Consider the following 18,696-nt stretch of genomic DNA (forward strand, 5'->3'; position numbering starts at 1 on the left):
TCCAGGTTAGAAAAGTGCCATGCTTTTCGAACGCCCAAACGACGACATTCTCTATGATGCGCTGGTTGCACGCGACGCAGCCTATGAAGGTTTTGCCTGGGCGGCAGTGAGGACAACCGGCATCTTCTGCCGCCTCACCTGCCCGGCCCGCAAGCCGAAGCGAGAGAATACCGCCTTCTACGATACGATCGCCCAATGCCTCGAGGCAGGTTTCCGCCCCTGCAGCCGCTGCCGCCCGATGCTCAAGCTCGGCGAGGCCGATACGATGGTGCTGCGGCTCATCCAGGCGCTCGATGCCGATCCGGAGCGGCGCTGGGGCGAGGACGACGTCGCTGCGCTTGGCATCGACCCTTCCACCGCACGGCGCGCCTTCAAGCGAAAGTTCGGCATGAGTTTTCTGGAGATCGCCCGACTGAGGCGAATGGGGAAGGCCGCCGAGACATTGACATCCGGTGCCAGCGTCATCGACGCGCAGCTGGACGCCGGTTACGAGTCCGGCAGCGGTTTCCGCAGCGCCGTGACCAAGCTCTTCGGAGCCGCTCCCGCTAACCTGCGCGACAAGACACTGCTCAGGGCCGACTGGATCGAGACGCCGATCGGTCCGATGATGGCGATCGCCGACCAGCATGCCCTCCACCTTCTCGAATTTTCCGAACGCAAAGCGTTGCCGGCGGAGATCCGGAAGCTTCAAACCTTCACTGGCAGCGGCATCGTGATGGGGCGGCATCCGCCGATCGATGAGATCGAGGCGGAACTCGGGGCGTATTTCGCAGGTGACGACCGTGGTTTCAGGACACGGCTTGCCGGCCATGGCTCCCCGTTCCAGCGGCAGGTCTGGACAGCACTCCGCGACATTCCGGTCGGCGTGTCACGCACCTATGGTGCGATTGCCGCCGAACTCGGCCTACCCTCCTCCACTCGGGCCGTTGCGGGCGCCAACGGAGCAAACCAGCTCGCCATCGTCATTCCGTGTCATCGGGTTCTGAGCGCCAACGGCAGCCTCACAGGTTATGGCGGTGGACTGTGGCGGAAGCGCTGGCTTCTCGAACACGAGCGGCGGATGATGGCCAAGAGTAGCCGGGCGTGACACTCTCAAGATATCGTCGAGAGCATCCGCTCTTCAACAGAACGATCAGTCGATGATCGTGTTGGCACCCTCTTCCGTCAGGCGGGCGAGCCCCTCCTTCATCTGCTCGATCTGTTCAGGCGAGTGCCCTTGCCACCCGGTCACCTCGCCGATAATCCGCAAGCGGTCGCGGGATCGATAGGACAATGTCGGATTGCCGGGAAATCTCTTGTCCGTCAGATTGGGGTCATCGACAATCGGGCCGATTGGCTCCACGACGTAGATACGTTGCCGCTCGCCGCCGGCCGCAAGTTCAGCTCCCCAGATCGCGGCATCCAAAGTTCCGGAGAAATAGACCCAGGACAGCGGGTCGGCGATGAAGTTTGACCGGTGTCCGACAACGATCAGCTCGCCAGGCTTCAAATCCGCCCGTGTTCCATGGAAGAAAGATCGAACAAACATCGTGGCGCTGGCTGCCATCTATGCAGGTTCCTTTTTCTGGTTGTAAGGGCGCTTCTGCCTTGCGGCTTCGGATTTGGCCTGATGTGATGATGTTAGAGATATCGGATACTGCAGTTCGCCGAAGCGATCAAACCGACGCCGGCCTGCTCGTCTGAAGCCCTTCCGCCGAAGCCCGCCTCGCCTTCCTGGCGCGGAATACCGCTTCGACGATCAAGGACAATGGCACCCCGATGAAGAACGGGATGAAGAAGTAGATCACCCGGAAGGCGACGAGCGAGCCGATGGACGCTTGGTCGCCCATCACATGCCTTACCGTCGCCTCCAGCACACCAAGCCCGCCCGGGGCATGGGTAATGATGATCGCCAGATTGGCGAGCACGAAGGCAGTGGCGGCCTTGAGGTAGCTTACATCCGCGCTGGCGGCCATCACTTCGCGAAGACAGGCCGAAACCAGCGCGAAATTGATGGTGCCGATCACCACCTGGGCGACCGCGATCTGCCAGGTCGGCATCTGGAATGTCCAGGACCGGATTTTTAACGGCGTGCGTACGAAAGCGGCAAGAGCGAGATAACCGGCGGTCGCGGCAAAGCAGGCGGTACCGATCCCGATCACGGCACTTTCGCCAATGCGCAGCACGGCCGCCGCGTCTTTCGGATTCACGACCATGACGATGCCGGAGAGGACCATCATGCCAATGCCGACCGTAACGCCGGAGAGCAGCACGATCTTGGCGACATCCTCGGTATCCATGCCCCAATGGGCGTAATAACGGTAACGCAAGGCGCCGCTGCTCAAGCCGGAAAGGCCGACGCTCTGGCCGATCGACAGGCTGATGAAGGAGGCGAGCGCGATCTTCGGATAAGCGAGATCGTTCTTCACATAGCGCACGCCGATCCAGTCGAAGCCGGTCAGACAGAGATAGGAGCCGAAGGCAAAACCGAGAGCGGTCAGCAGGTTGAATGTGGGGATCGCCGCTATGGATTCGGTGATGTCGGAAAAGGAATATTCGCGGAAGGTGTGATAGAGCAGATATCCAGCCAGGCCGAAGCCGATCACCAGGGTCATATAGGTCAGGATTTTTTTTCGTGTCATCGCCCGCTCGCTCACAGATGAAATCCAACGGGCCGGACCAGATTTTGTTCCTATCGCGCCGTCTCAGATCCGGTCGATGATCTGCGAGAACAAAGGGTCGTCGCGGTTATATCCACGGGCGGTGCTGCGAAAGACCTGCTCCGTCGCGGCAAGCTCTTCGATGTCGTTCACGTGAAAAAGCCGCCAGCCCGAACCGGTACCGGAGATCTGCCAGCCGCTTAGTGCCAGCTCGTCGTGACCCACATAGCCCAGAATATGCGGCCGCACCCGGCGCGTCACATCCTTGTAACGCAGTTCGATGACTCTCCGCCGGTCGATGACATCTCGAAAACGCATGATCCCCCTCGCATATCTCCCCCAACGGATGGGAAACGGCAAGGTTCACGGGATTGGCATGCCTTGGGACGGATCAGTTGGCCTTCAAAAGCCGCGACTTCTGCCGGTTCCAGTCGCGTTCCTTCTCCGTCTCGCGCTTGTCGTGCAGCTTCTTGCCCTTGGCGAGCGCGAGTTCGAGCTTGGCCCTGCCCTTCTCGTTGAAATAGATCTTCAGCGGCACAAGCGTCATGCCTTCGCGATTGATCGCTGCGCGCAGACGGTTGATTTCGCGCTTGGACAGCAGAAGCTTGCGGCGGCGACGCGGCTCGTGATTGAAGCGGTTCGCCTGGAGATATTCCGGCAGGTGCGAATTGATCAGCCAGATTTCCTCACCCTCGTCGGAAGCATAGGATTCCGCGATGTTGGCCTTGCCGTCGCGCAGGGACTTGACTTCGGTCCCCGTCAAAACCAGACCAGCCTCATAGGTATCGATGATTTCATAGTTGAAGCGGGCCTTGCGGTTTTCCGCGACAATCTTGTTTACCGTTCGCTGGCTGCCTTTGGGTGCCATGGGAGAACTTCCGATCCGCCCTTTATCTGAAAACAAATCCCCGCCCATGGGCGATGAGCGGGGTTCGGCCTCTATTTAATGCGCGGAAGGCAAAATGTGAAGCGGCGGAGACCGCTTTGCCTCAGTTCAGCAGGCCCGCATGGCGCAAGGCCGCGTCGATCGCCGCCTCCGTTGCCGGCTCCAATGTCGAAACGAGCGGCGAGCGGACCGAGCGGTTCATGCCGCGGGTCTTATGCAGACCGTATTTCGCGCCGCAGAGGCCGGGTTCCATGAAGATCGCCTTGTGCAGCGGCATCAGCCGGTCCTGGTATTCGAGCGCCTTGGCATAATCGCCGGCAAGCGTCGCGGCCTGGAATTCCGCACAGAGGCGCGGCGCGACGTTGGCCGTCACCGAAATGCAGCCGACGCCGCCATGGGCGTTAAAGCCGAGCGCCGTCGCGTCCTCACCGGAAAGCTGGACGAAATCCCTGCCGCAGGTAATGCGCTGCTCGGAGACCCGTTCGATCTTGCCGGTCGCATCCTTGACGCCGACAATGTTCCCGTGTGCCTTGGCGAGCGCGCCCATGGTTTCCGGCGACATATCGATCACCGAGCGCGGTGGGATGTTGTAGATGATGATCGGCAGCTTGGTCGCTTCGGCAATCGCAGAGAAATGCGCGATCAGCCCCTTCTGGGTCGGCTTGTTGTAGTAAGGCGTCACGACGAGGATCGCGTCGGCGCCAGCCTTTTCCGCGTGCACGGCAAGCTCTATCGCTTCCCGGGTATTGTTGGAGCCTGCGCCGGCGATAACGGGAACCCGCTTTTTCGCCACCTCGACGCAGAGCTCAACGACGCGCTTGTGTTCGTCATGCGACAAAGTGGGCGATTCACCGGTGGTGCCGACCGGCACCAGACCGCTGCTGCCTTCACCGATCTGCCATTCCACATGGGCGGCAAAGGCTGCCTCATCCACCGCACCTTCTGTGGTGAAGGGGGTGACGAGGGCGGGCATTGATCCCTTGAACATGCAAAAGCTCCCAATCGGCAGCCTTCCATTCTGCTGCCGTAATCCGTGACTATAAGGTCGCGCACCATAAAGCGGCGGGAAAGCGGCGACAAGCGCGAGCAGGCGGGATTTCACGCGGAATCTCATATAAGAAATCGCGCATTTTCATGGATATGGTAAGGTTTCGTTAATCTGCTCGGCGGCTAATAGGGGTTCGACATCTTTATCGCGAGTTACCGGATGAACAAGTCCGTTCTGACCGTTGCCACCCTGGGCGCCGTTCTGGGGCTTGGTGGCGCGGGCATGCCCAGCTTTGCCGCATCGCTTCCCGAAAACGTCGCGCCGCTTTCATTCGTGAAGCCCGAGAACCCGGCAGCCGTTCCGGTTCCGGCTGCCATGCCGACGCCCGACATTACCGGTGCCATTCCCCGCAGCGATCTGCGCACCGGGCGCCTGCAGCCGGCCACCGTGCTCAAACAGGGCCTGGACGCGCTGGCGGAGAACGATATCGCAACGGCACTCGCCGTTCGGAACGGCCTCTCCGAAGGCGCACTCGACCGGCATATCCTGACCTGGGCAATCGCCACCTCGGGCGCGCCTGGGGTTCCCTCGCAAGAAATTGCCGCAGCACAGCGGGAACTCAAGAGCTGGCCGGGCCTCAAAGGCCTCCGCGCCCACTCCGAACGCGCCCTCTACCGGGAAAACCCGCCGGCAAGCGCCGTGCTCGCCGCATTCGGCCCGACCCGGCCGGAGACCACGGAAGGCGCGATCATCCTGGCCCGCGCGCTCGCGGCCACCGGCAGGACCAGCGAGGCGGCACGTGCCATTCGCCAGATCTGGGTCACGGAGCTGCTCGACAAGCCGATCGAAGACAAGATCATTGCCGAATTTCCGACGCTGCTTTCATCCGCCGACCACAAGGCGCGGATGGATCATCTGATGTACAAAGGGCGGACCGCGCAGGCGAAACGCTTCAGCGAGCTTTCCAAGGCGCAATCGCTTTACACCGCCTGGTCCGCCGTCGTCAGCAACGCCAGGAACGCCGGCACGCTGCTTGCCGCTGTCGACGGATCCTGGAAGGACGATGCCGGATATCTCTTCGCCCGCGTCGAATATCTGCGGCGCCAGGACAAATACCACGAGGCGGCCGAGCTTCTTGACAAAGCACCGCGCGATGCGGCGAAACTCGTCGATACCACGGAATGGTGGAACGAGCGGCGCATCGTTGCCCGCGGACTTGCCGACCAGGGCGATTTCAAGCTCGCCTACAAGATCGCCGCTGACTATGTCGCCACCTCCCCCACCGATGTTGTCGACGCGGAGTTTCACGCCGGCTGGTATGCCCTGAGAGCGCTTGGCGACCCCAAAGCCGCCGAGACCCATTTCCGCAAGATCCTCAACGCCTCGAACCGGCCGCTCTCCGCCTCGCGTGCCTGGTACTGGCTGGGACGCGCTGCGGAACAGGGCGGCGCCGGCAGCGCCCAGGAATTCCTCACAAAGGCTGCCCATTATTCGGGGACATTCTACGGACAGCTTGCAGCGGCCCGGCTCGACGTCAAGACACTCAATGTTGCCTATCCTCAGCCGACTGCAGCCAATCGCGAGAGTTTCGAGAACCGCGAGGCGGTGAAAGCTATCGCGCGGCTCGAAGCCGCCGGCCACGAGAAACGCGCCGTGGCGCTTTATCGGGCGCTTGCCGAGGAGCTGACGAGCCCTGGCGAACTTGCCATGCTTTCGGCCCGGGCGGAAGCAAAGGACAACCACGCCCTCTCCCTGCAGATCGGCAAGACCGCTTTCGGCCGCGGCATCGACGTGGCGGCACTCGCCTATCCGATCGGCGTCATCCCTCAGGGGGCCAATATCGAGGGTTCGGGCAAGGCACTCGCCTATTCCATCGCGCGTCAGGAAAGCGCTTTCAACCCGGCTGCCATTTCGCCCGCCAATGCCCGCGGCCTGCTACAGATCCTTCCGGGCACGGCCCAGGGTGTCGCTAAGCGCCACGGGCTGACCTATGCCGCCCAGAAGCTCACCACCGATCCCGGCTACAACGCAACGCTCGGAGCCCACTATCTCGGCGAACAGATCGACGCCTTCGGCGGCTCCTATATCCTGACCTTCATCGCCTATAATGCCGGCCCGAAGCGGGTGCCGGAATGGATCGCCCGCTATGGCGATCCGCGCGGCAAATCGATCGATGAGGTGGTGGACTGGATCGAGCGCATCCCCTTCCCCGAAACGCGTAACTACGTGCAGCGGGTGATGGAGAACTACCAGGTCTACAAAACGCGGCTCGGCCAGAAGGCCGATATCGAGGCGGACCTGAGGCTTGGCAGACAAGGGTAAGCCTTCAAACCACTCGAAAAACCTGCTGCAGACGGCTAACGCCGCTCAAAACCCCGCTTGGTCCCGCGGCGCAATAGTGCCTGCGCTTCCGTTTGGAGCCGGTTCGTCGCCTACCGCCCAAAACGACGCGCGTGCTGTATGCCGATGCGGAAGGTAATCCGCTACGCTGCTTGAGAAGGCGCTTTCAGGTGAAGCGAATGGATCCAGCCCTTCTCGCAATCGTTACAGCCCAAAAACAGAAAGCCCGGCGCAATGGCCGGGCTTCCGAATGTCATCCGAAAGGTCGGATTAGAAGTCGCGCTGCAGGCGAACGATACCCTGAACGCTGTCGTCGTCGCCAACTTCCTGATAGTTGACAGCAACCTTGGCGTTGAAGTTTTCAACGATCTCGTAGTTGACGGTTACGCCGGCACCCCAAGCGTCGTCACCAAAGAATTCGCCATCGCCGGCAACCTGCGTGTTCCAGATGTACTGGGCTTCAGGAATGATTTCCAGCTTGTCGGTGGCCTTGAAGGCGTATGCGACAGCGACAGTTGCTTCGCCGCCGCCGTTTTCCGAACCGTAGTAGGCGTTGTCACCGGTGGAATAAACACCGGAGAGATAGAAGGTGCCCGGTCCGACGGCTACGGAACCGATCGCACGGACGGCGCCTTCTTCAGCACCGAAATCCCAAGAACCGAGAACTTCGAGCTTGGCCGGGCCGAGAGCAGCCTGAACCACAGCTTCTACGCCGACTTCCTGACCGGTAACCAGAGACAGTTCGTCGACCTGAACGCCGGCGGTAAAGGCTTCGCCGGTGTAGATGTAAGCGATCGAGTTCAGACGGTTCGAACCGAGGTTATCGAGTTCGCCCGGCAGGTCGTTTGCATCCCACCAGTTGAAGTAACGGCCGACCTTGAAGCCACCAAGCTGGATGTAGGCTTCGTTGATGTAGACATCGTTGGCGTTGCTCGTCCAAACCGTGTCATCACCGTAGTCAAAGCGGACAGACGCGACCGAAGTCAGCGTACCGAGTTCGGTGTCGCTCTTGGCGGTGAAGTCGAGCTGAGCGCGAGCGTAGGAATCCCAGTCATCGGTACCAGCGCCGCCGTCGTATACGTCTTCGCCGAAGCCGACTTCAAAACGGACGTAACCGCCGATCTTGAGGCAGGTTTCCGTGCCGGGGATGTAGAAATAACCGGTGCCGAAAGCATCGCAAACGCGCACATATTCCATGGGTTCTGGTTCTGCTGCAACAATCGCGTCTGCGGCCTGGGCGCCGGATACAGCCGCCAAAGCCGCTGCCGAACCGAGTAGAAGGCTCTTAATGTTCATTCTTTGACCTCCAGTCAAACTTCCAAATGTAATCCAGTCTGGCCGCAGGCGACCAAACAACTTAAGGCCGAAAAACGGCCTCTTTCCCCGGCTTAGCTCCCCAGATGGAGGCCTGAAGGCCGCCACTATTATAAAAAAAGACTCCCCCGAAGAGATCGGGGGAGTCCTTTCGTTATTAGAACGTACGGTCGAGACGTACGAAACCGCGCCAGTATTCGGTGACTGCGTTTTCGTTGTAGTCTACAGAGGTCTTGGCCGAGAAGCCTTCGACGATCTTGTAGTCAACCGTCAGACCAGCGCGCCATGCGTCGTCGCCCGTCCAGTCGCCATCTGCGTCGGTTTCGGTATTCCAGACGTAGGTTGCACCAGGAGTAAGGGTCAGCTTGTCATTGACCTTGAAGGCGTAAGATGCGGCCAGAGCCCATTCGCCTTCGTCGTAGTATGCATTGTAAAGCGTCGAGGAAGCGGCCCGGGGTACACCGAGACCAGACGACCATACAACAGCAGCCTGGAGCGTACCCGGACCAACCGCAGCCGAAGCGAGGGCGCGGATTGCACCTTCTTCAGCACCGAAGTCATATGCACCGAGGAGGTCGAAGGCTACAGCGCCGAACTTGGCGGAAACGATGGCTTCAACACCGACTTCCTGGCCCGCAGCGCGAGACAGTTCGTCAACCTGAACACCAGCAGAGAAGGTGTCGCCGGTGTAGAAGTAACCGATCGAGTTCATGCGGGTGGTGTTGCCGGAAGCGATAGCGTCCTGCTCGCCGTTCAGACCCTTATCCCAAGGGTTGTAGAAACGACCAACCTTGAAGCCGCCGAGCTGGATGTAGGCTTCGTTGATGTAAACAGCGTTGTCGTTGTTCGTCCAAACGTTGTTGTTGCCGTAGTCCCAACGGAGCGAAGCAACAGACGTCAGCGTGCCGAGCTCGGTGTCGGACTTTGCAGTGATGTCGAGCTGAGCGCGGCCGGTTGCATCCCAGTAGTCGTCATCGCCCAGAGCGAAGTCAACCGGATAAACGCCGGCGCCAGAAGCAGTCTGGCCGAGCTGCATTTCAAAACGGACATAACCGCCAATCTTGAGGCAGGTTTCGGTGCCCGGGATGTAGAAGTAGCCGGTGCCGAATGCGTCGCAAACGCGGACGTATTCCATGGGCTCCGGTTCTGCAGCTACGATGGCGTCGGCAGCCTGAGCGCCGGAGACTGCTGCGAGGGCAGCAGCGGAGCCGAGAAGAAGGCTCTTGATGTTCATGTTTGACCTCCAGTCAAAAGTTTCGTGTGGGTCTGGGTTCTTATTGCTGAAGGACAGCGTTCCCTGCCCCATCCCCGTCGATTACCAGAAGAAGGACGATCCACCGCCTCGCTTCCGAATGTGAAAATACAAGAGGAAGATGACCATGCAATCTGGAACTGCTGCCGGACGGGGTTCCGGGACCTGCTTCCGTAAAGTCTGTTGCTGAAAGGACACAAAGCCGCCGCCGGGCTGCCTCAAATTTTACGCTTCGTTAAGAAAGAGCTTATCCGGCAGGCACTTAGCGCACCTCAAAACCTGGAGAACAAGAACCGCGCACCACACCGCGGACAAGCCTCGATAACGAGTCGCAGCGGTCATCGAATACGGGGAATGGAGGGATGATTCCGGAGCGCCGGGCCTGGAATGGCGGAGAAGATGGGATTCGAACCCACGATACGCTTTTGACGTATACTCCCTTAGCAGGGGAGCGCCTTCGACCACTCGGCCACCTCTCCGTCGCCGGTCTAACTATGTCGAAGCCCCCGTGAATGCAAGGCTTTTGTGATACTGGGCCAAAGTTTTACATGGAGCAGCCACATTGCCGCTGCGGCGGCGATATCGACGAGCGGGCTGCCTTAAAGGGGATGGCGGGAGAATCGCGCGGTCATCCGCTACCCCGGGCTCCTCAGTAGCCGGAACGCTGTTTTGCCGCGCCGGCACCGCGCCCATAACGACCGGCGAGCGCTCCGAGCGCCGCTGAAAACTCCGTCACATCGGCGCCAACCGCCACGAATGTGGCGCCGAGATCGAGATAGCGGCGATTGAGTGATTCGCTGAAGGTGAGAATGCCGGCTGCCTTGCCGGCCTTCACGATCGCCCGAATCGCGCTCTCGATGACGTCCTGCACCTGCGGCGCCTCCATGCGACCCAGATATCCCATGTCGGCGGAGAGATCGGCAGGGCCTATGAAAACGCCGTCGACACCGTCGACCGCCAGAATGTTTTCGAGATCGCTGATCGCCGCCATGGTTTCGGCCTGCACGATGAGGCAGATTTCGTCGGCCGCCGTCTCTGCATAGTCGGGAATCGTATTGAACCCGGAGGCGCGGCCCACGGCGGCGCCCACACCGCGAATGCCGTGTGGCGGATATCGAACCGCACGCACCAGCTGCCTCGCCTGCTCCGCCGATTCGACCATCGGAACCAGGAGCGTGCGCGCACCGATGTCCAAGAGCTGCTTGATCATCCAGGTTTCGCCGACCGGCGGACGCACGACCACCTCCGACCGGGACGAGGAAAGGGCCTGCAGCTGCGCCATGACACTGCGCAGGTCGTTCGGCCCATGCTCGCCGTCGATCACCAGCCAGTCGAAGCCGGCCTTGCCGGCGATTTCCGCCATCAGCGGCTCGCCGGTATTGAGCCACAACCCGATTTGCTGGCTCCCAGCCTTCAGAGCCGCCTTGAATCGATTCGTCGGAGCGGGCATGGGCAGGTCCTTCAGGCGAGCATCTGCTTGAGATCGGCGGCAGGGTCGACCAGAACCGCTTTTGCGGGCTCGATCCCGGCTTCCAGCAGCTTCTTGCCGGTTACATAGGCCTTGGCGTCATTGATCGCGTCGACGGCGATGAAGCGTCCCTCGCGGAAATACCAGACGGAGAGGCTTCCCTCGCGCGAACCCGGCCGCACCAGCGTCTCGTCATATCCCATGTTGAAGCCCGCGATCTGCAGCTTCACGTCATACTGGTCGGACCAGAACCACGGCTTTGCATCATAGGGCGTGCTGCCGCCGGCCATGACGGCCGCCGCGGCCTCCGCCTGATCGACCGCGTTCTGTACCGATTCGAGACGGATCCGCTTGCCCTTCCAGGGCAGCATGGCGCAGTCGCCCATCGCAAAGACTGACGGATCGGAGGTGCGGGCGAACTCGTCGACGATAATGCCGTTGCCGACGTCGAGGCCGCAATCCTGCGCCAGCTGGTCGTTCGGCGTGACGCCAATGCCGACGATGACGAAATCCACCTCGATCGTACTGCCGTCGGAGAGCTCGGCCGCGCGCACCTTGCCGTTCTCGCCGACGAGACGATGGAGCCCGGTGTTTTCCCGGATAACAGCCCCGTGGGCCTGATGGATGGCACGCATCACGTCCGCCGTTTCCTTTGCTGCGACGCGCTGGAGGATTCGGTCGGCCATTTCGATCAGGGTTACTTCGAGGCCGAGATGACGGGCGACCGCCGCTGCCTCGAGGCCGATATAGCCGCCGCCTATAATAAGGAGCCGGCGACCGGGCCGCATCTCGCCCGCCAGGAGATCGGCATCGCGTTTGTCGCGCACCGTGTAGACCCCATCGAGATCGCCGCCGACGCTGGCGGGCAGCGTGCGCGGCGTCGAGCCGGTCGCAAGGGCGAGCGTATCGTAATCGAGCAACGCACCGTCCTGCATGCGTATGCGCTTTGCCTTGCGGTCGATCTCCTCGACATAGGTGGACAACAGAAGCTCGACATTGTTTTCCGGATACCAGGTGTGGGGCCGGAAGGTGAGCCTTTCGAAATCCATTTCGCCCAGGAGGTATTTCTTCGAGAGCGGCGGGCGCTGGTAGGGAATCACGTTCTCCAGGCCCACAATCGTGATCGGCCGTTCATCCTTCAGGGCGCGAAGCTTCGCCGCAAGCGCGAAACCCGCCTGCCCTGCGCCGACAATTACCAACCTGCCCGTCACGCTTTGCTCCCCACGCCGCTCATGCTTCGTGCTGCAATAGCAGCATCGATCCGAGCGCAAGGGGTATCGCCGCGACACCGAACCGTCAACAACGCGACATCGGCAATTACCCGCTTTCGCTTATCGAGTGCTCACTCCACCGGGAAAAGGCGTCGTCCAGAGGCGTCTGCGTCCGATTCCGGCGCTATTTCAGATGAATCGCTCGAATTTAATCTTTCTGTTTCAGAATGTGTCAGCGAAGGAGGAATATTGTGATGCCAGGAGTGAAGAAGGAGGGTTTCATGCCCTTTGTGATGGACCAGGACAAAAAACTAAAAGGCTCTCGCGAACAGGCTTTCGAAAAGTTCACGATCGACCGGCCCGGCAAGATCATCCTCGTCGGCCGTCACCTGAGCACCAAGAAGAGCATCCGTTGCCTGATCCGCACCATCTCACTTTACGGAGCCGAGTTGGAAATCAGCCCGCATCTGCAGGTACCGAACAATTTCTTCCTGGAAATCATCGGCATTCACGACGATATCGGCTGCACCGTGATCCGCCGGGAGGAAGAAAAGGTAACCGTCGGCTTCAATATGCTGATCGATGCCGAATTCCTCCACCATGTCGTGCGGCTGAGCTTCGAGATAAGCCACTGACCCTTGCGCCATTGCGGACGCCATCGTCCCGTTTCCGTCCGGCGCCGGACGTCAGCCGCGAAAGAGCGGGTATGGCCCAGAGGAGCCCTTGCCATTCGGCGCCTTCTAGCGGATCGGCCAGTGAATGCGGCCGGCGCCTGTCATTTTCGTGCTTCACTCTATTCCAAAGCGTTACCCAGTTGAGAAGCATAGGGACATCTCCATCTATAATGTGATGACGCGGAGCTAATGCTTTGCCGTCCCTCGTTGTAGACGCGTCGACGAAAACCATCTTTCATCCGTGAACGATGGGAAGATCGCTGGTGACGCCATAGGGTGCCTTGCATGACGGAAGCGGACTGGGACGATCTGAAGCTCTTTCTCCATGTGGCGAACGAAGGCGGGCTCAGCGGTGCCGCGACCCGAACCGGGATCAGCGCGCCGACGATCGGGCGGCGGATGCTGGCGCTCGAGCGTACCACCGGCCGGACGCTCTTCGTGCGCAGCCAGCAGGGCTACCGGCTGGCGCCGGATGGAGAGACCTTGCTCGAACACGTTCGCACGATGCAAAAAACCGCAGACAGCATCGCCGATTGGAAGGGTCAGGCTTTCGCCATGCCGATCGTTTCGATCGGCGCGGATGCCTGGCTTGCCGGCTTTGTGGCGGACCATTCACCGGAGATCAGATCCAGGGAGGACCGTTTCCGGCTCTGCTGCAAGTCGCTCCACAAGCGCATGGACTTCACCTATCGCGAGGCGGATGTGGGAATCGTCGGGTATCGCCCCGAATCCGGCAATATCGCGATCCGCCGCTCCGTCGCCGTCAGCCATGCGGTCTATCGAGCACGCACGCTTGCCGGAGAACCCGACCTTCCTTGGGTATCGCTCGGCACCGAAAGCTCGCATGCGCCGGCCGACAAATGGGTCTTCCAGCACCATGAGGCCGAGATCCGCACCTGGACCAGCTCGCCGGAGCTGCTGCTACGCCTCATTGCAAGCGGCAATGGCCAGGGCGTTCTCCCATGTTTCGTCGCCGATTCGGTTGCCGGGTTGGAACGGGAGGGCGATATCATTGCCGAACTCACCCATACGATATGGATCGTAGCCCATGACGACGACCGGCACCGGCCAGAAGTTCGCCAGGTGATCGAGAGGCTCGGCACGCTTTTCAAACGGGAGGAGAAAACTTTTGGCGGCGAGAGGTGACAATTAGGTCACAGCAGGCTTGCGCCTTACCGATTCGCTCCTATTGTGTGCCGGCTTTAGAAAACCGGAACTTAGTTCATGCCCGCATTCTCACGTTTTACGCCGCTGATCAGCGCACTGCCCGCCACCGTTCCCTTCGTCGGGCCGGAAGCCATCGAGCGCAATCGCGGCCTTGTCGTGAAAGCCCGCATCGGCGCCAATGAAAACGGCTTTGGCCCGGCGCCTTCGGTTATCGAGGCGATATGCGCCACGGCCGGCGAAACATGGAAATACGCAGACCCGGAAAATTTCGCACTGAAACAGGCGCTGGCGGCCCATCTCGGCTGCAAGGCGGAAAATCTGGCGATCGGCGAAGGAATAGACGGCCTTCTCGGACTTATCGTCCGCATGGTAATCGAACCCGGCATGCCCGTGGTCACCTCATTCGGGGCCTATCCCACCTTCAACTTCCACGTGGCCGGCCATGGCGGCCGGCTGATGACAGTTCCCTACGTCAACGACCGCGAAAATCTCGACGGGTTGCTGGAGGCGGTCCGCCGCGAAAATGCGCCGCTCGTCTATTTCGCCAATCCCGACAATCCGATGGGGAGCTGGTGGGACGCGGGCAATATCGTGGAGTTTGCAAAGGCGCTGCCTGAAACCTGCCTGATGATTCTCGACGAGGCCTATTGCGAAACCGGGCCGGCCGACGCAATGCCAGCGATCACCGATCTGATCGACCAGCCCAATATCATTCGCACGCGAACCTTCTCGAAAGCCTACGGCATGGCCGGCGCCCGGGTGGGCTACGCGATCTCCACGCCCGGCACCGCGCAGGCTTTCGACAAGATCCGTAACCATTTCGGGATGAACCGCGTCGCCGTCAGCGGCGCGATCGCGGCGCTCAAGGACCAGAATTACCTGCTCGACGTGATCGGTAGGATAAAGGCATCCCGAGAGCGCATAGCCCGCATCGCCGAGGCGAACGGACTGATGCCCCTGGCATCCGCGACGAATTTCGTGGCGATCGACTGCGGGCGCGACGGTGCCCATGCGCGCGCTATTGTCGACGGGCTGATGGAACATGGGGTCTTCATCCGCATGCCGGGCGTCGCGCCGCTCAATCGCTGCATCCGCATCAGCACCGGCCCGGAATCGGACATGCTGCTTCTTGAAGAGGCGCTGCCGAAGGTGCTGCAGAACCTCTGAGGCCCTGCCCAACGACGCTCGATACGCGCCTGGAAAAATGGAACAAGGCCGCGCCGGCCTTGTTTCTGCCGGTCGCGGTCTCGATTTTCGAGCTTCGGCTCCCTGTTCAGGGCCGAATCCCCCATCCCTCATTGTTCTTCCGCCGGCCATCTTGCGTGGCCCATCCGGTCCTCATTTCATCTTCGTCCGGTATTCACCCGGCCGGTCAACCGGCGTTCAGTGCATCGTCATCCATTCGCGGGCAGCGCGAAGGGCTTCGGCAAGCTGCATTTTGCTCATCGTCCGAGCAAGATCGGCACGCAGCTCGGCGGCGCGCTCCGACCCCTTGATCGCAGCGATGTTGAGCCATTTATGAGCGGAGACAAGATCGACCTCGCAACCACGGCCGGTCGCATACATGAGGCCCATATCGCAAAAAGTATCGGCGCGGGTTTCGCCACCCATGGTGGCCATTCCGGAATTGTGCATTTCAAAGCGTGCCATCGGTTTGATCCCTGTTAAAGCCTGTCATCTTCTTCTGCCCTGTTTCCATCGGGATCACCGTCTTCAAGCGGCTCTTTTCGATCCTTTCGGCCGGCGGTTTGCCCCGCTCGTTTTGTTGGACCCACTATCCCGCAAACCTTCCAAGAGACGCCTAAAAAGCATGCTTAACTTGCGGAAAACAAAGTTCAAATAGTTGGTAAACTTGGCTTTTTGTTAAGCATCAGATGGCTTGCATTTTAAGGATTCCGCGAGGATTTTTACGAAATGTTGAGAAATTGATTTAAACCCCGCGCTAACCACGAATGCCCTTCACGTGTGGGCCGGCATCTAAAATTCATGCCGCAAGTCCTCAAAAATGGCCCGCGAACGAGGCTATTTACCTTTACGTGAGCGTAAGCTAAGTTTTGCAGCTTGCGCAGAGGAGCGCGGCGTCGAGGAGCGTTGCCGCGGGATCGAGAAGCCCGACCGGCCGAGGAGGAGGAGAATTCATGACATTGGGAAAACTGGTGCTCGCCACTGCGTTTGCACTTGCTGCCACAGCGGCTCTCGCCGCCGAACCGATCGAAGGCAACTGGAAGACGGCAAGCGGCGAGACGGCGGTGATCGGCAAATGCGGGAGCGCCTTCTGCGTAACCTTGAAAACCGGGAAGCACGCCGGCAAGCAAATCGGCCGGCTTGCCGGTCAGGATGGCGAGTACAGCGGTCAGATCACCGACCCTGCCGAAGACAAGACCTATAGCGGCTCCGGATCGGTCTCTGGCAATTCACTCAAGATGAAGGGCTGCGTCCTCAAGATCCTCTGCAAGTCGCAGACCTGGACGCGTCTCTGAACAAGAGGCGGTGTGGTGTATTTCGAATGGCCGCCGCGACAATCGTGGCGGCCATTCGTTTTAGGGTACAAGAGTTGGCGATATTTTTTGCTGCGACGCATCATCAAAAGGCAGGGTGATCACGAAAACGGCGTCGCATTTTCGGGCCGGGAGCGGCAACAAGCCGAGGTCACAGTTTTGTGAAACGCTTAATTAGGCACAAAATGCGGGATTGAGCCGCTGAAAAGTCAAAACTAAAAACTTTCTACAGCCATGAGATGTGGTTCGTTAAATTTCATTTATGCATCTGATTTTGCTATTTAAAATCATTAACATTCTGTAATTAAAACGATTAATCATCCAGGGCAGAGCAAATTCTCTGTCTGGATACCCTCTATGCGAGCATTTCGCAGGTGCGAAATTCCATCGTCAACATTTCATTGACAGTAGTATCCCAAATAAGGGTCTTCCGGATCGAACCGATCGGTCCGATATGAACATCGCAAACAGAAATTCGCTCGGTCCCAGCCAAGGCCGGACTGAGAATAGATCTAAAGGACAAGACAATGAAGACCATCACTTCCACTTTCGCCGCAGCCCTTATCGCTTCGGCTTCCTTCACAAGCGTCGCTCTCGCTGAGGGCGATTATTATGAAGGCGCAACCAAAGCCGCTTCCGTCGATCATATCCAGACCGGCAGCGTTGCCCGGGACGGCCAGCAGACCGGCAAGGAAATTCAGCCTGCCTTCGAAGCCGGCGATTACTACGACGGCGCAAACCGCCCGAACTAAGCGCAGCTCATTCAAGATACCGAAATCAAGCCCGCGGCCAGGTCGCAAACTTTCGCCAAGGGCAACTCTGAAGGGACCACCACAATGACCAAGATCACTTCCGCTTTCGCCGCAGCCCTCATCGCTTCGGCTTCCTTCGCAAGCGCCGCTCTCGCTGAAGGCGATTACTACGAAGGCGCAACCAAGGCCGCTTCCGTCGATCATATCCAGACCGGCAGCGTTGCCCGGGACGGCCAGCAGACCGGCAAGGAAATCCAGCCTGCCTTCGAAGCCGGCGATTACTACGACGGCGCGAACCGCCCGAACTAAACAACTATTCAAGATACCGAAACCAAGCCCGCGGCCAGGTCGCAAACTTTACGTCACGGGCACTCTGAAAGGACCAAGACAATGACCAAGATCACTTCCGCTCTCGCCGCAGCCCTTATCGCTTCGGCTTCCTTCGCAAGCGTCGCTCTCGCTGAAGGCGATTATTACGAAGGCGTCCAGAAGCCCGCAGCCGTCCAGCACAGCCAGTCCGGCAGCTACGGCTACACCGGCTCGATCTCCCGCGCCCAGGGCGCCCAGGCCGACGCCGCACAGGTCGTCGACAGCGGCGACTACTACGCCGGCGCGAACCGCCCGAACTAAATCAACTCATTCAAGATACCGAAACCAAACCCGCGGCCGGGTCGCAAACTTTTCGCCACGGGTACTCTGAAAGGACCAATACAATGACCAGAATCACTTCCGCTTTCGCCGCAGCCCTCATCGCTTCGGCTTCTTTTGCAAGCGCCGCTCTCGCTGAGGGCAATTATTATGAAGGCGTCTTGCCGCCGTCCGCCGGCGAACAGCATCCGGCCGCTCACGGCGCGCAGAATTCCGCCCACTACGGCTATACCGGCTCGATCTCCCGCGCCCAGAGCGCCCAGACCGACGCCGCGCAGGCCATCGACAGCGGCGACTACTACACGGGCGCAAACCGCCCGAACTAACCGCAACGCATTCAAGATACCGAAACCACGCCCGCGGCCTGGTCGCAAACTCTACGTCACGGGCACTCTGAAAGGACCAATACAATGACCAAGATCACTTCCGCTCTCGCCGCAGCCCTCGTCGCTTCGATTTCCTTCGCAGGTGCGGCTCTTGCCGACGGCGATTACTACCAGGGCACGCAGAAGAACGTTCCGGCTGCTTCGGCTTCGGTCGACGCCACCCGGACCGGCAGCATCCGGGCCAACCGCAATGAAGGCCAGCTGCTGTTCAGCAACGGCGGCAGCCGCGACAATCGCGCCAGCGATCTCGACAGCGGTGACTACTACGACGGCGTGAACCGCCCGAACTGAGCTTTGGATGCAAGCCAAGAACGATCGCCGCACAGACTACAGGCCCAAGATCACAGGGCGTGCGGGATCAAAAAAAGAATGGCATGAAATCGGGATAGGGGGGAGCCTATTGGCTCCGCCCCTCCCACACCACCCGGCATGCGGGTCCGCACCGGGCGGTTGGAGCAGTTGAGGTCGTCAGG

At 60.1% G+C, this 18,696-nt stretch carries 21 protein-coding genes and 1 tRNA gene; 11 read left to right on the forward strand and 11 right to left on the reverse strand.

Going from position 1 to position 18,696, the window contains the following annotated elements:
• Positions 1-19 precede the first annotated feature (19 nt).
• Complete coding sequence (locus EDE09_RS09780; protein ID WP_132410063.1) at positions 20-1,087, forward strand: trifunctional transcriptional activator/DNA repair protein Ada/methylated-DNA--[protein]-cysteine S-methyltransferase; 1,068 nt, start codon at positions 20-22, stop codon at positions 1,085-1,087.
• A gap of 45 nt (positions 1,088-1,132) precedes the next feature.
• Here the strand turns inward: EDE09_RS09780 and arr are convergent, their stop codons facing one another.
• The 5 genes from arr to dapA all read right to left on the reverse strand — a co-directional run bounded on the left by arr (position 1,133) and on the right by dapA (position 4,513).
• Entirely contained in the window at positions 1,133-1,546 is a 414-nt protein-coding gene (arr, locus tag EDE09_RS09785; protein ID WP_132410065.1) for an NAD(+)--rifampin ADP-ribosyltransferase, read from the reverse strand.
• Positions 1,547-1,655: 109 nt separating this feature from the next.
• Entirely contained in the window at positions 1,656-2,621 is a 966-nt protein-coding gene (locus tag EDE09_RS09790) for a YbhN family protein (protein ID WP_132410067.1), read from the reverse strand.
• A 63-nt stretch (positions 2,622-2,684) separates the two neighbouring features.
• Positions 2,685-2,957 carry a hypothetical protein gene (locus tag EDE09_RS09795; protein ID WP_132410069.1) on the reverse strand — a complete coding sequence of 91 codons (273 nt, stop codon included), beginning with the start codon at positions 2,955-2,957 and terminating at the stop codon, positions 2,685-2,687.
• A 73-nt stretch (positions 2,958-3,030) separates the two neighbouring features.
• Positions 3,031-3,507, reverse strand: a complete 477-nt coding sequence (gene smpB, locus EDE09_RS09800) for an SsrA-binding protein SmpB (RefSeq protein ID WP_105373755.1) — start codon at positions 3,505-3,507, stop codon at positions 3,031-3,033.
• Between the two features lie 121 nt (positions 3,508-3,628).
• On the reverse strand, positions 3,629-4,513 hold the full coding sequence (gene dapA, locus EDE09_RS09805; protein ID WP_132410071.1) for a 4-hydroxy-tetrahydrodipicolinate synthase: 885 nt from the start codon (positions 4,511-4,513) through the stop codon (positions 3,629-3,631).
• A 282-nt stretch (positions 4,514-4,795) separates the two neighbouring features.
• Between dapA and EDE09_RS09810 the strand changes: the two genes are divergently transcribed.
• Positions 4,796-6,835 carry a lytic transglycosylase domain-containing protein gene (locus EDE09_RS09810; protein ID WP_245505107.1) on the forward strand — a complete coding sequence of 680 codons (2,040 nt, stop codon included), beginning with the start codon at positions 4,796-4,798 and terminating at the stop codon, positions 6,833-6,835.
• 288 nt (positions 6,836-7,123) lie between these two features.
• On the opposite strand, the gene EDE09_RS09815 is transcribed toward EDE09_RS09810, so the two are convergent.
• The 5 genes from EDE09_RS09815 to EDE09_RS09835 all read right to left on the reverse strand — a co-directional run bounded on the left by EDE09_RS09815 (position 7,124) and on the right by EDE09_RS09835 (position 12,098).
• Positions 7,124-8,149 (reverse strand): porin, encoded by a 1,026-nt coding sequence (locus EDE09_RS09815; RefSeq protein ID WP_132410075.1) that lies wholly within the window; start codon positions 8,147-8,149, stop codon positions 7,124-7,126.
• A gap of 175 nt (positions 8,150-8,324) precedes the next feature.
• Complete coding sequence (locus EDE09_RS09820; RefSeq protein ID WP_132410077.1) at positions 8,325-9,401, reverse strand: porin; 1,077 nt, start codon at positions 9,399-9,401, stop codon at positions 8,325-8,327.
• A gap of 406 nt (positions 9,402-9,807) precedes the next feature.
• Positions 9,808-9,898 (reverse strand) — tRNA-Ser (locus tag EDE09_RS09825).
• Positions 9,899-10,068: 170 nt separating this feature from the next.
• Complete coding sequence (locus EDE09_RS09830) at positions 10,069-10,869, reverse strand: HpcH/HpaI aldolase/citrate lyase family protein (protein ID WP_132410079.1); 801 nt, start codon at positions 10,867-10,869, stop codon at positions 10,069-10,071.
• 11 nt (positions 10,870-10,880) lie between these two features.
• Positions 10,881-12,098 carry an FAD-dependent oxidoreductase gene (locus tag EDE09_RS09835; RefSeq protein ID WP_132410081.1) on the reverse strand — a complete coding sequence of 406 codons (1,218 nt, stop codon included), beginning with the start codon at positions 12,096-12,098 and terminating at the stop codon, positions 10,881-10,883.
• 281 nt (positions 12,099-12,379) lie between these two features.
• Between EDE09_RS09835 and EDE09_RS09840 the strand changes: the two genes are divergently transcribed.
• The 3 genes from EDE09_RS09840 (at position 12,380) to EDE09_RS09855 (ending at position 15,106) form a co-directional block, all read left to right on the forward strand.
• Complete coding sequence (locus EDE09_RS09840) at positions 12,380-12,733, forward strand: hypothetical protein (RefSeq protein WP_105371839.1); 354 nt, start codon at positions 12,380-12,382, stop codon at positions 12,731-12,733.
• 324 nt (positions 12,734-13,057) lie between these two features.
• The gene (locus EDE09_RS09850) at positions 13,058-13,918 is read left to right on the forward strand and encodes a LysR family transcriptional regulator (protein WP_132410085.1); all 861 of its coding nucleotides are present in this window, start codon (positions 13,058-13,060) and stop codon (positions 13,916-13,918) included.
• A gap of 78 nt (positions 13,919-13,996) precedes the next feature.
• Positions 13,997-15,106, forward strand: coding sequence for a pyridoxal phosphate-dependent aminotransferase (locus EDE09_RS09855; protein ID WP_132410087.1), 1,110 nt, complete (start codon positions 13,997-13,999; stop codon positions 15,104-15,106).
• 216 nt (positions 15,107-15,322) lie between these two features.
• Here EDE09_RS09855 and EDE09_RS09860 read toward each other — a convergent pair whose 3' ends face one another.
• Positions 15,323-15,589 carry a sel1 repeat family protein gene (locus EDE09_RS09860; RefSeq protein WP_112803583.1) on the reverse strand — a complete coding sequence of 89 codons (267 nt, stop codon included), beginning with the start codon at positions 15,587-15,589 and terminating at the stop codon, positions 15,323-15,325.
• A 488-nt stretch (positions 15,590-16,077) separates the two neighbouring features.
• On the opposite strand from EDE09_RS09860, the gene EDE09_RS09865 reads away from it, so the two are divergent.
• The 6 genes from EDE09_RS09865 to EDE09_RS09890 all read left to right on the forward strand — a co-directional run bounded on the left by EDE09_RS09865 (position 16,078) and on the right by EDE09_RS09890 (position 18,514).
• Complete coding sequence (locus EDE09_RS09865) at positions 16,078-16,419, forward strand: DUF2147 domain-containing protein (RefSeq protein ID WP_105371608.1); 342 nt, start codon at positions 16,078-16,080, stop codon at positions 16,417-16,419.
• A 545-nt stretch (positions 16,420-16,964) separates the two neighbouring features.
• Positions 16,965-17,189, forward strand: a complete 225-nt coding sequence (locus EDE09_RS09870; RefSeq protein ID WP_132410089.1) for a hypothetical protein — start codon at positions 16,965-16,967, stop codon at positions 17,187-17,189.
• An 84-nt stretch (positions 17,190-17,273) separates the two neighbouring features.
• Positions 17,274-17,498: a hypothetical protein gene (locus EDE09_RS09875; RefSeq protein WP_105371610.1), complete on the forward strand. Its 225-nt coding sequence runs from the start codon at positions 17,274-17,276 to the stop codon at positions 17,496-17,498.
• Between the two features lie 81 nt (positions 17,499-17,579).
• Positions 17,580-17,819 (forward strand): hypothetical protein, encoded by a 240-nt coding sequence (locus EDE09_RS09880; RefSeq protein ID WP_105371611.1) that lies wholly within the window; start codon positions 17,580-17,582, stop codon positions 17,817-17,819.
• A gap of 83 nt (positions 17,820-17,902) precedes the next feature.
• Positions 17,903-18,163, forward strand: coding sequence for a hypothetical protein (locus EDE09_RS09885; protein ID WP_105371612.1), 261 nt, complete (start codon positions 17,903-17,905; stop codon positions 18,161-18,163).
• Positions 18,164-18,247: 84 nt separating this feature from the next.
• Positions 18,248-18,514, forward strand: coding sequence for a DUF680 domain-containing protein (locus EDE09_RS09890; protein ID WP_105371613.1), 267 nt, complete (start codon positions 18,248-18,250; stop codon positions 18,512-18,514).
• The last annotated feature ends 182 nt before the right edge of the window (positions 18,515-18,696 follow it).

Source organism: Neorhizobium sp. S3-V5DH (assembly GCF_004343065.1).
GTDB classification, from domain to species: Bacteria; Pseudomonadota; Alphaproteobacteria; order Rhizobiales; family Rhizobiaceae; genus Neorhizobium; species Neorhizobium huautlense.

What these genes read in the sequence shown, in the direction of transcription:
- EDE09_RS09840 (WP_105371839.1), top strand. Translation starts at nt 12,380, where the DNA reads ATGCCCTTTGTGATGGACCAGGACAAAAAACTAAAAGGCTCTCGCGAA.
- EDE09_RS09870 (WP_132410089.1), top strand. Translation starts at nt 16,965, where the DNA reads ATGAAGACCATCACTTCCACTTTCGCCGCAGCCCTTATCGCTTCGGCT.
- EDE09_RS09865 (WP_105371608.1), top strand. Translation starts at nt 16,078, where the DNA reads ATGACATTGGGAAAACTGGTGCTCGCCACTGCGTTTGCACTTGCTGCC.
- EDE09_RS09815 (WP_132410075.1), bottom strand. Translation starts at nt 8,149, where the DNA reads ATGAACATTAAGAGCCTTCTACTCGGTTCGGCAGCGGCTTTGGCGGCT.
- EDE09_RS09790 (WP_132410067.1), bottom strand. Translation starts at nt 2,621, where the DNA reads ATGACACGAAAAAAAATCCTGACCTATATGACCCTGGTGATCGGCTTC.
- EDE09_RS09810 (WP_245505107.1), top strand. Translation starts at nt 4,796, where the DNA reads ATGCCCAGCTTTGCCGCATCGCTTCCCGAAAACGTCGCGCCGCTTTCA.
- EDE09_RS09855 (WP_132410087.1), top strand. Translation starts at nt 13,997, where the DNA reads ATGCCCGCATTCTCACGTTTTACGCCGCTGATCAGCGCACTGCCCGCC.
- EDE09_RS09880 (WP_105371611.1), top strand. Translation starts at nt 17,580, where the DNA reads ATGACCAAGATCACTTCCGCTCTCGCCGCAGCCCTTATCGCTTCGGCT.
- EDE09_RS09885 (WP_105371612.1), top strand. Translation starts at nt 17,903, where the DNA reads ATGACCAGAATCACTTCCGCTTTCGCCGCAGCCCTCATCGCTTCGGCT.
- EDE09_RS09820 (WP_132410077.1), bottom strand. Translation starts at nt 9,401, where the DNA reads ATGAACATCAAGAGCCTTCTTCTCGGCTCCGCTGCTGCCCTCGCAGCA.
- dapA (WP_132410071.1), bottom strand. Translation starts at nt 4,513, where the DNA reads ATGTTCAAGGGATCAATGCCCGCCCTCGTCACCCCCTTCACCACAGAA.
- EDE09_RS09850 (WP_132410085.1), top strand. Translation starts at nt 13,058, where the DNA reads ATGACGGAAGCGGACTGGGACGATCTGAAGCTCTTTCTCCATGTGGCG.
- smpB (WP_105373755.1), bottom strand. Translation starts at nt 3,507, where the DNA reads ATGGCACCCAAAGGCAGCCAGCGAACGGTAAACAAGATTGTCGCGGAA.
- EDE09_RS09795 (WP_132410069.1), bottom strand. Translation starts at nt 2,957, where the DNA reads ATGCGTTTTCGAGATGTCATCGACCGGCGGAGAGTCATCGAACTGCGT.
- EDE09_RS09780 (WP_132410063.1), top strand. Translation starts at nt 20, where the DNA reads ATGCTTTTCGAACGCCCAAACGACGACATTCTCTATGATGCGCTGGTT.
- EDE09_RS09860 (WP_112803583.1), bottom strand. Translation starts at nt 15,589, where the DNA reads ATGGCACGCTTTGAAATGCACAATTCCGGAATGGCCACCATGGGTGGC.
- arr (WP_132410065.1), bottom strand. Translation starts at nt 1,546, where the DNA reads ATGGCAGCCAGCGCCACGATGTTTGTTCGATCTTTCTTCCATGGAACA.
- EDE09_RS09890 (WP_105371613.1), top strand. Translation starts at nt 18,248, where the DNA reads ATGACCAAGATCACTTCCGCTCTCGCCGCAGCCCTCGTCGCTTCGATT.
- EDE09_RS09830 (WP_132410079.1), bottom strand. Translation starts at nt 10,869, where the DNA reads ATGCCCGCTCCGACGAATCGATTCAAGGCGGCTCTGAAGGCTGGGAGC.
- EDE09_RS09875 (WP_105371610.1), top strand. Translation starts at nt 17,274, where the DNA reads ATGACCAAGATCACTTCCGCTTTCGCCGCAGCCCTCATCGCTTCGGCT.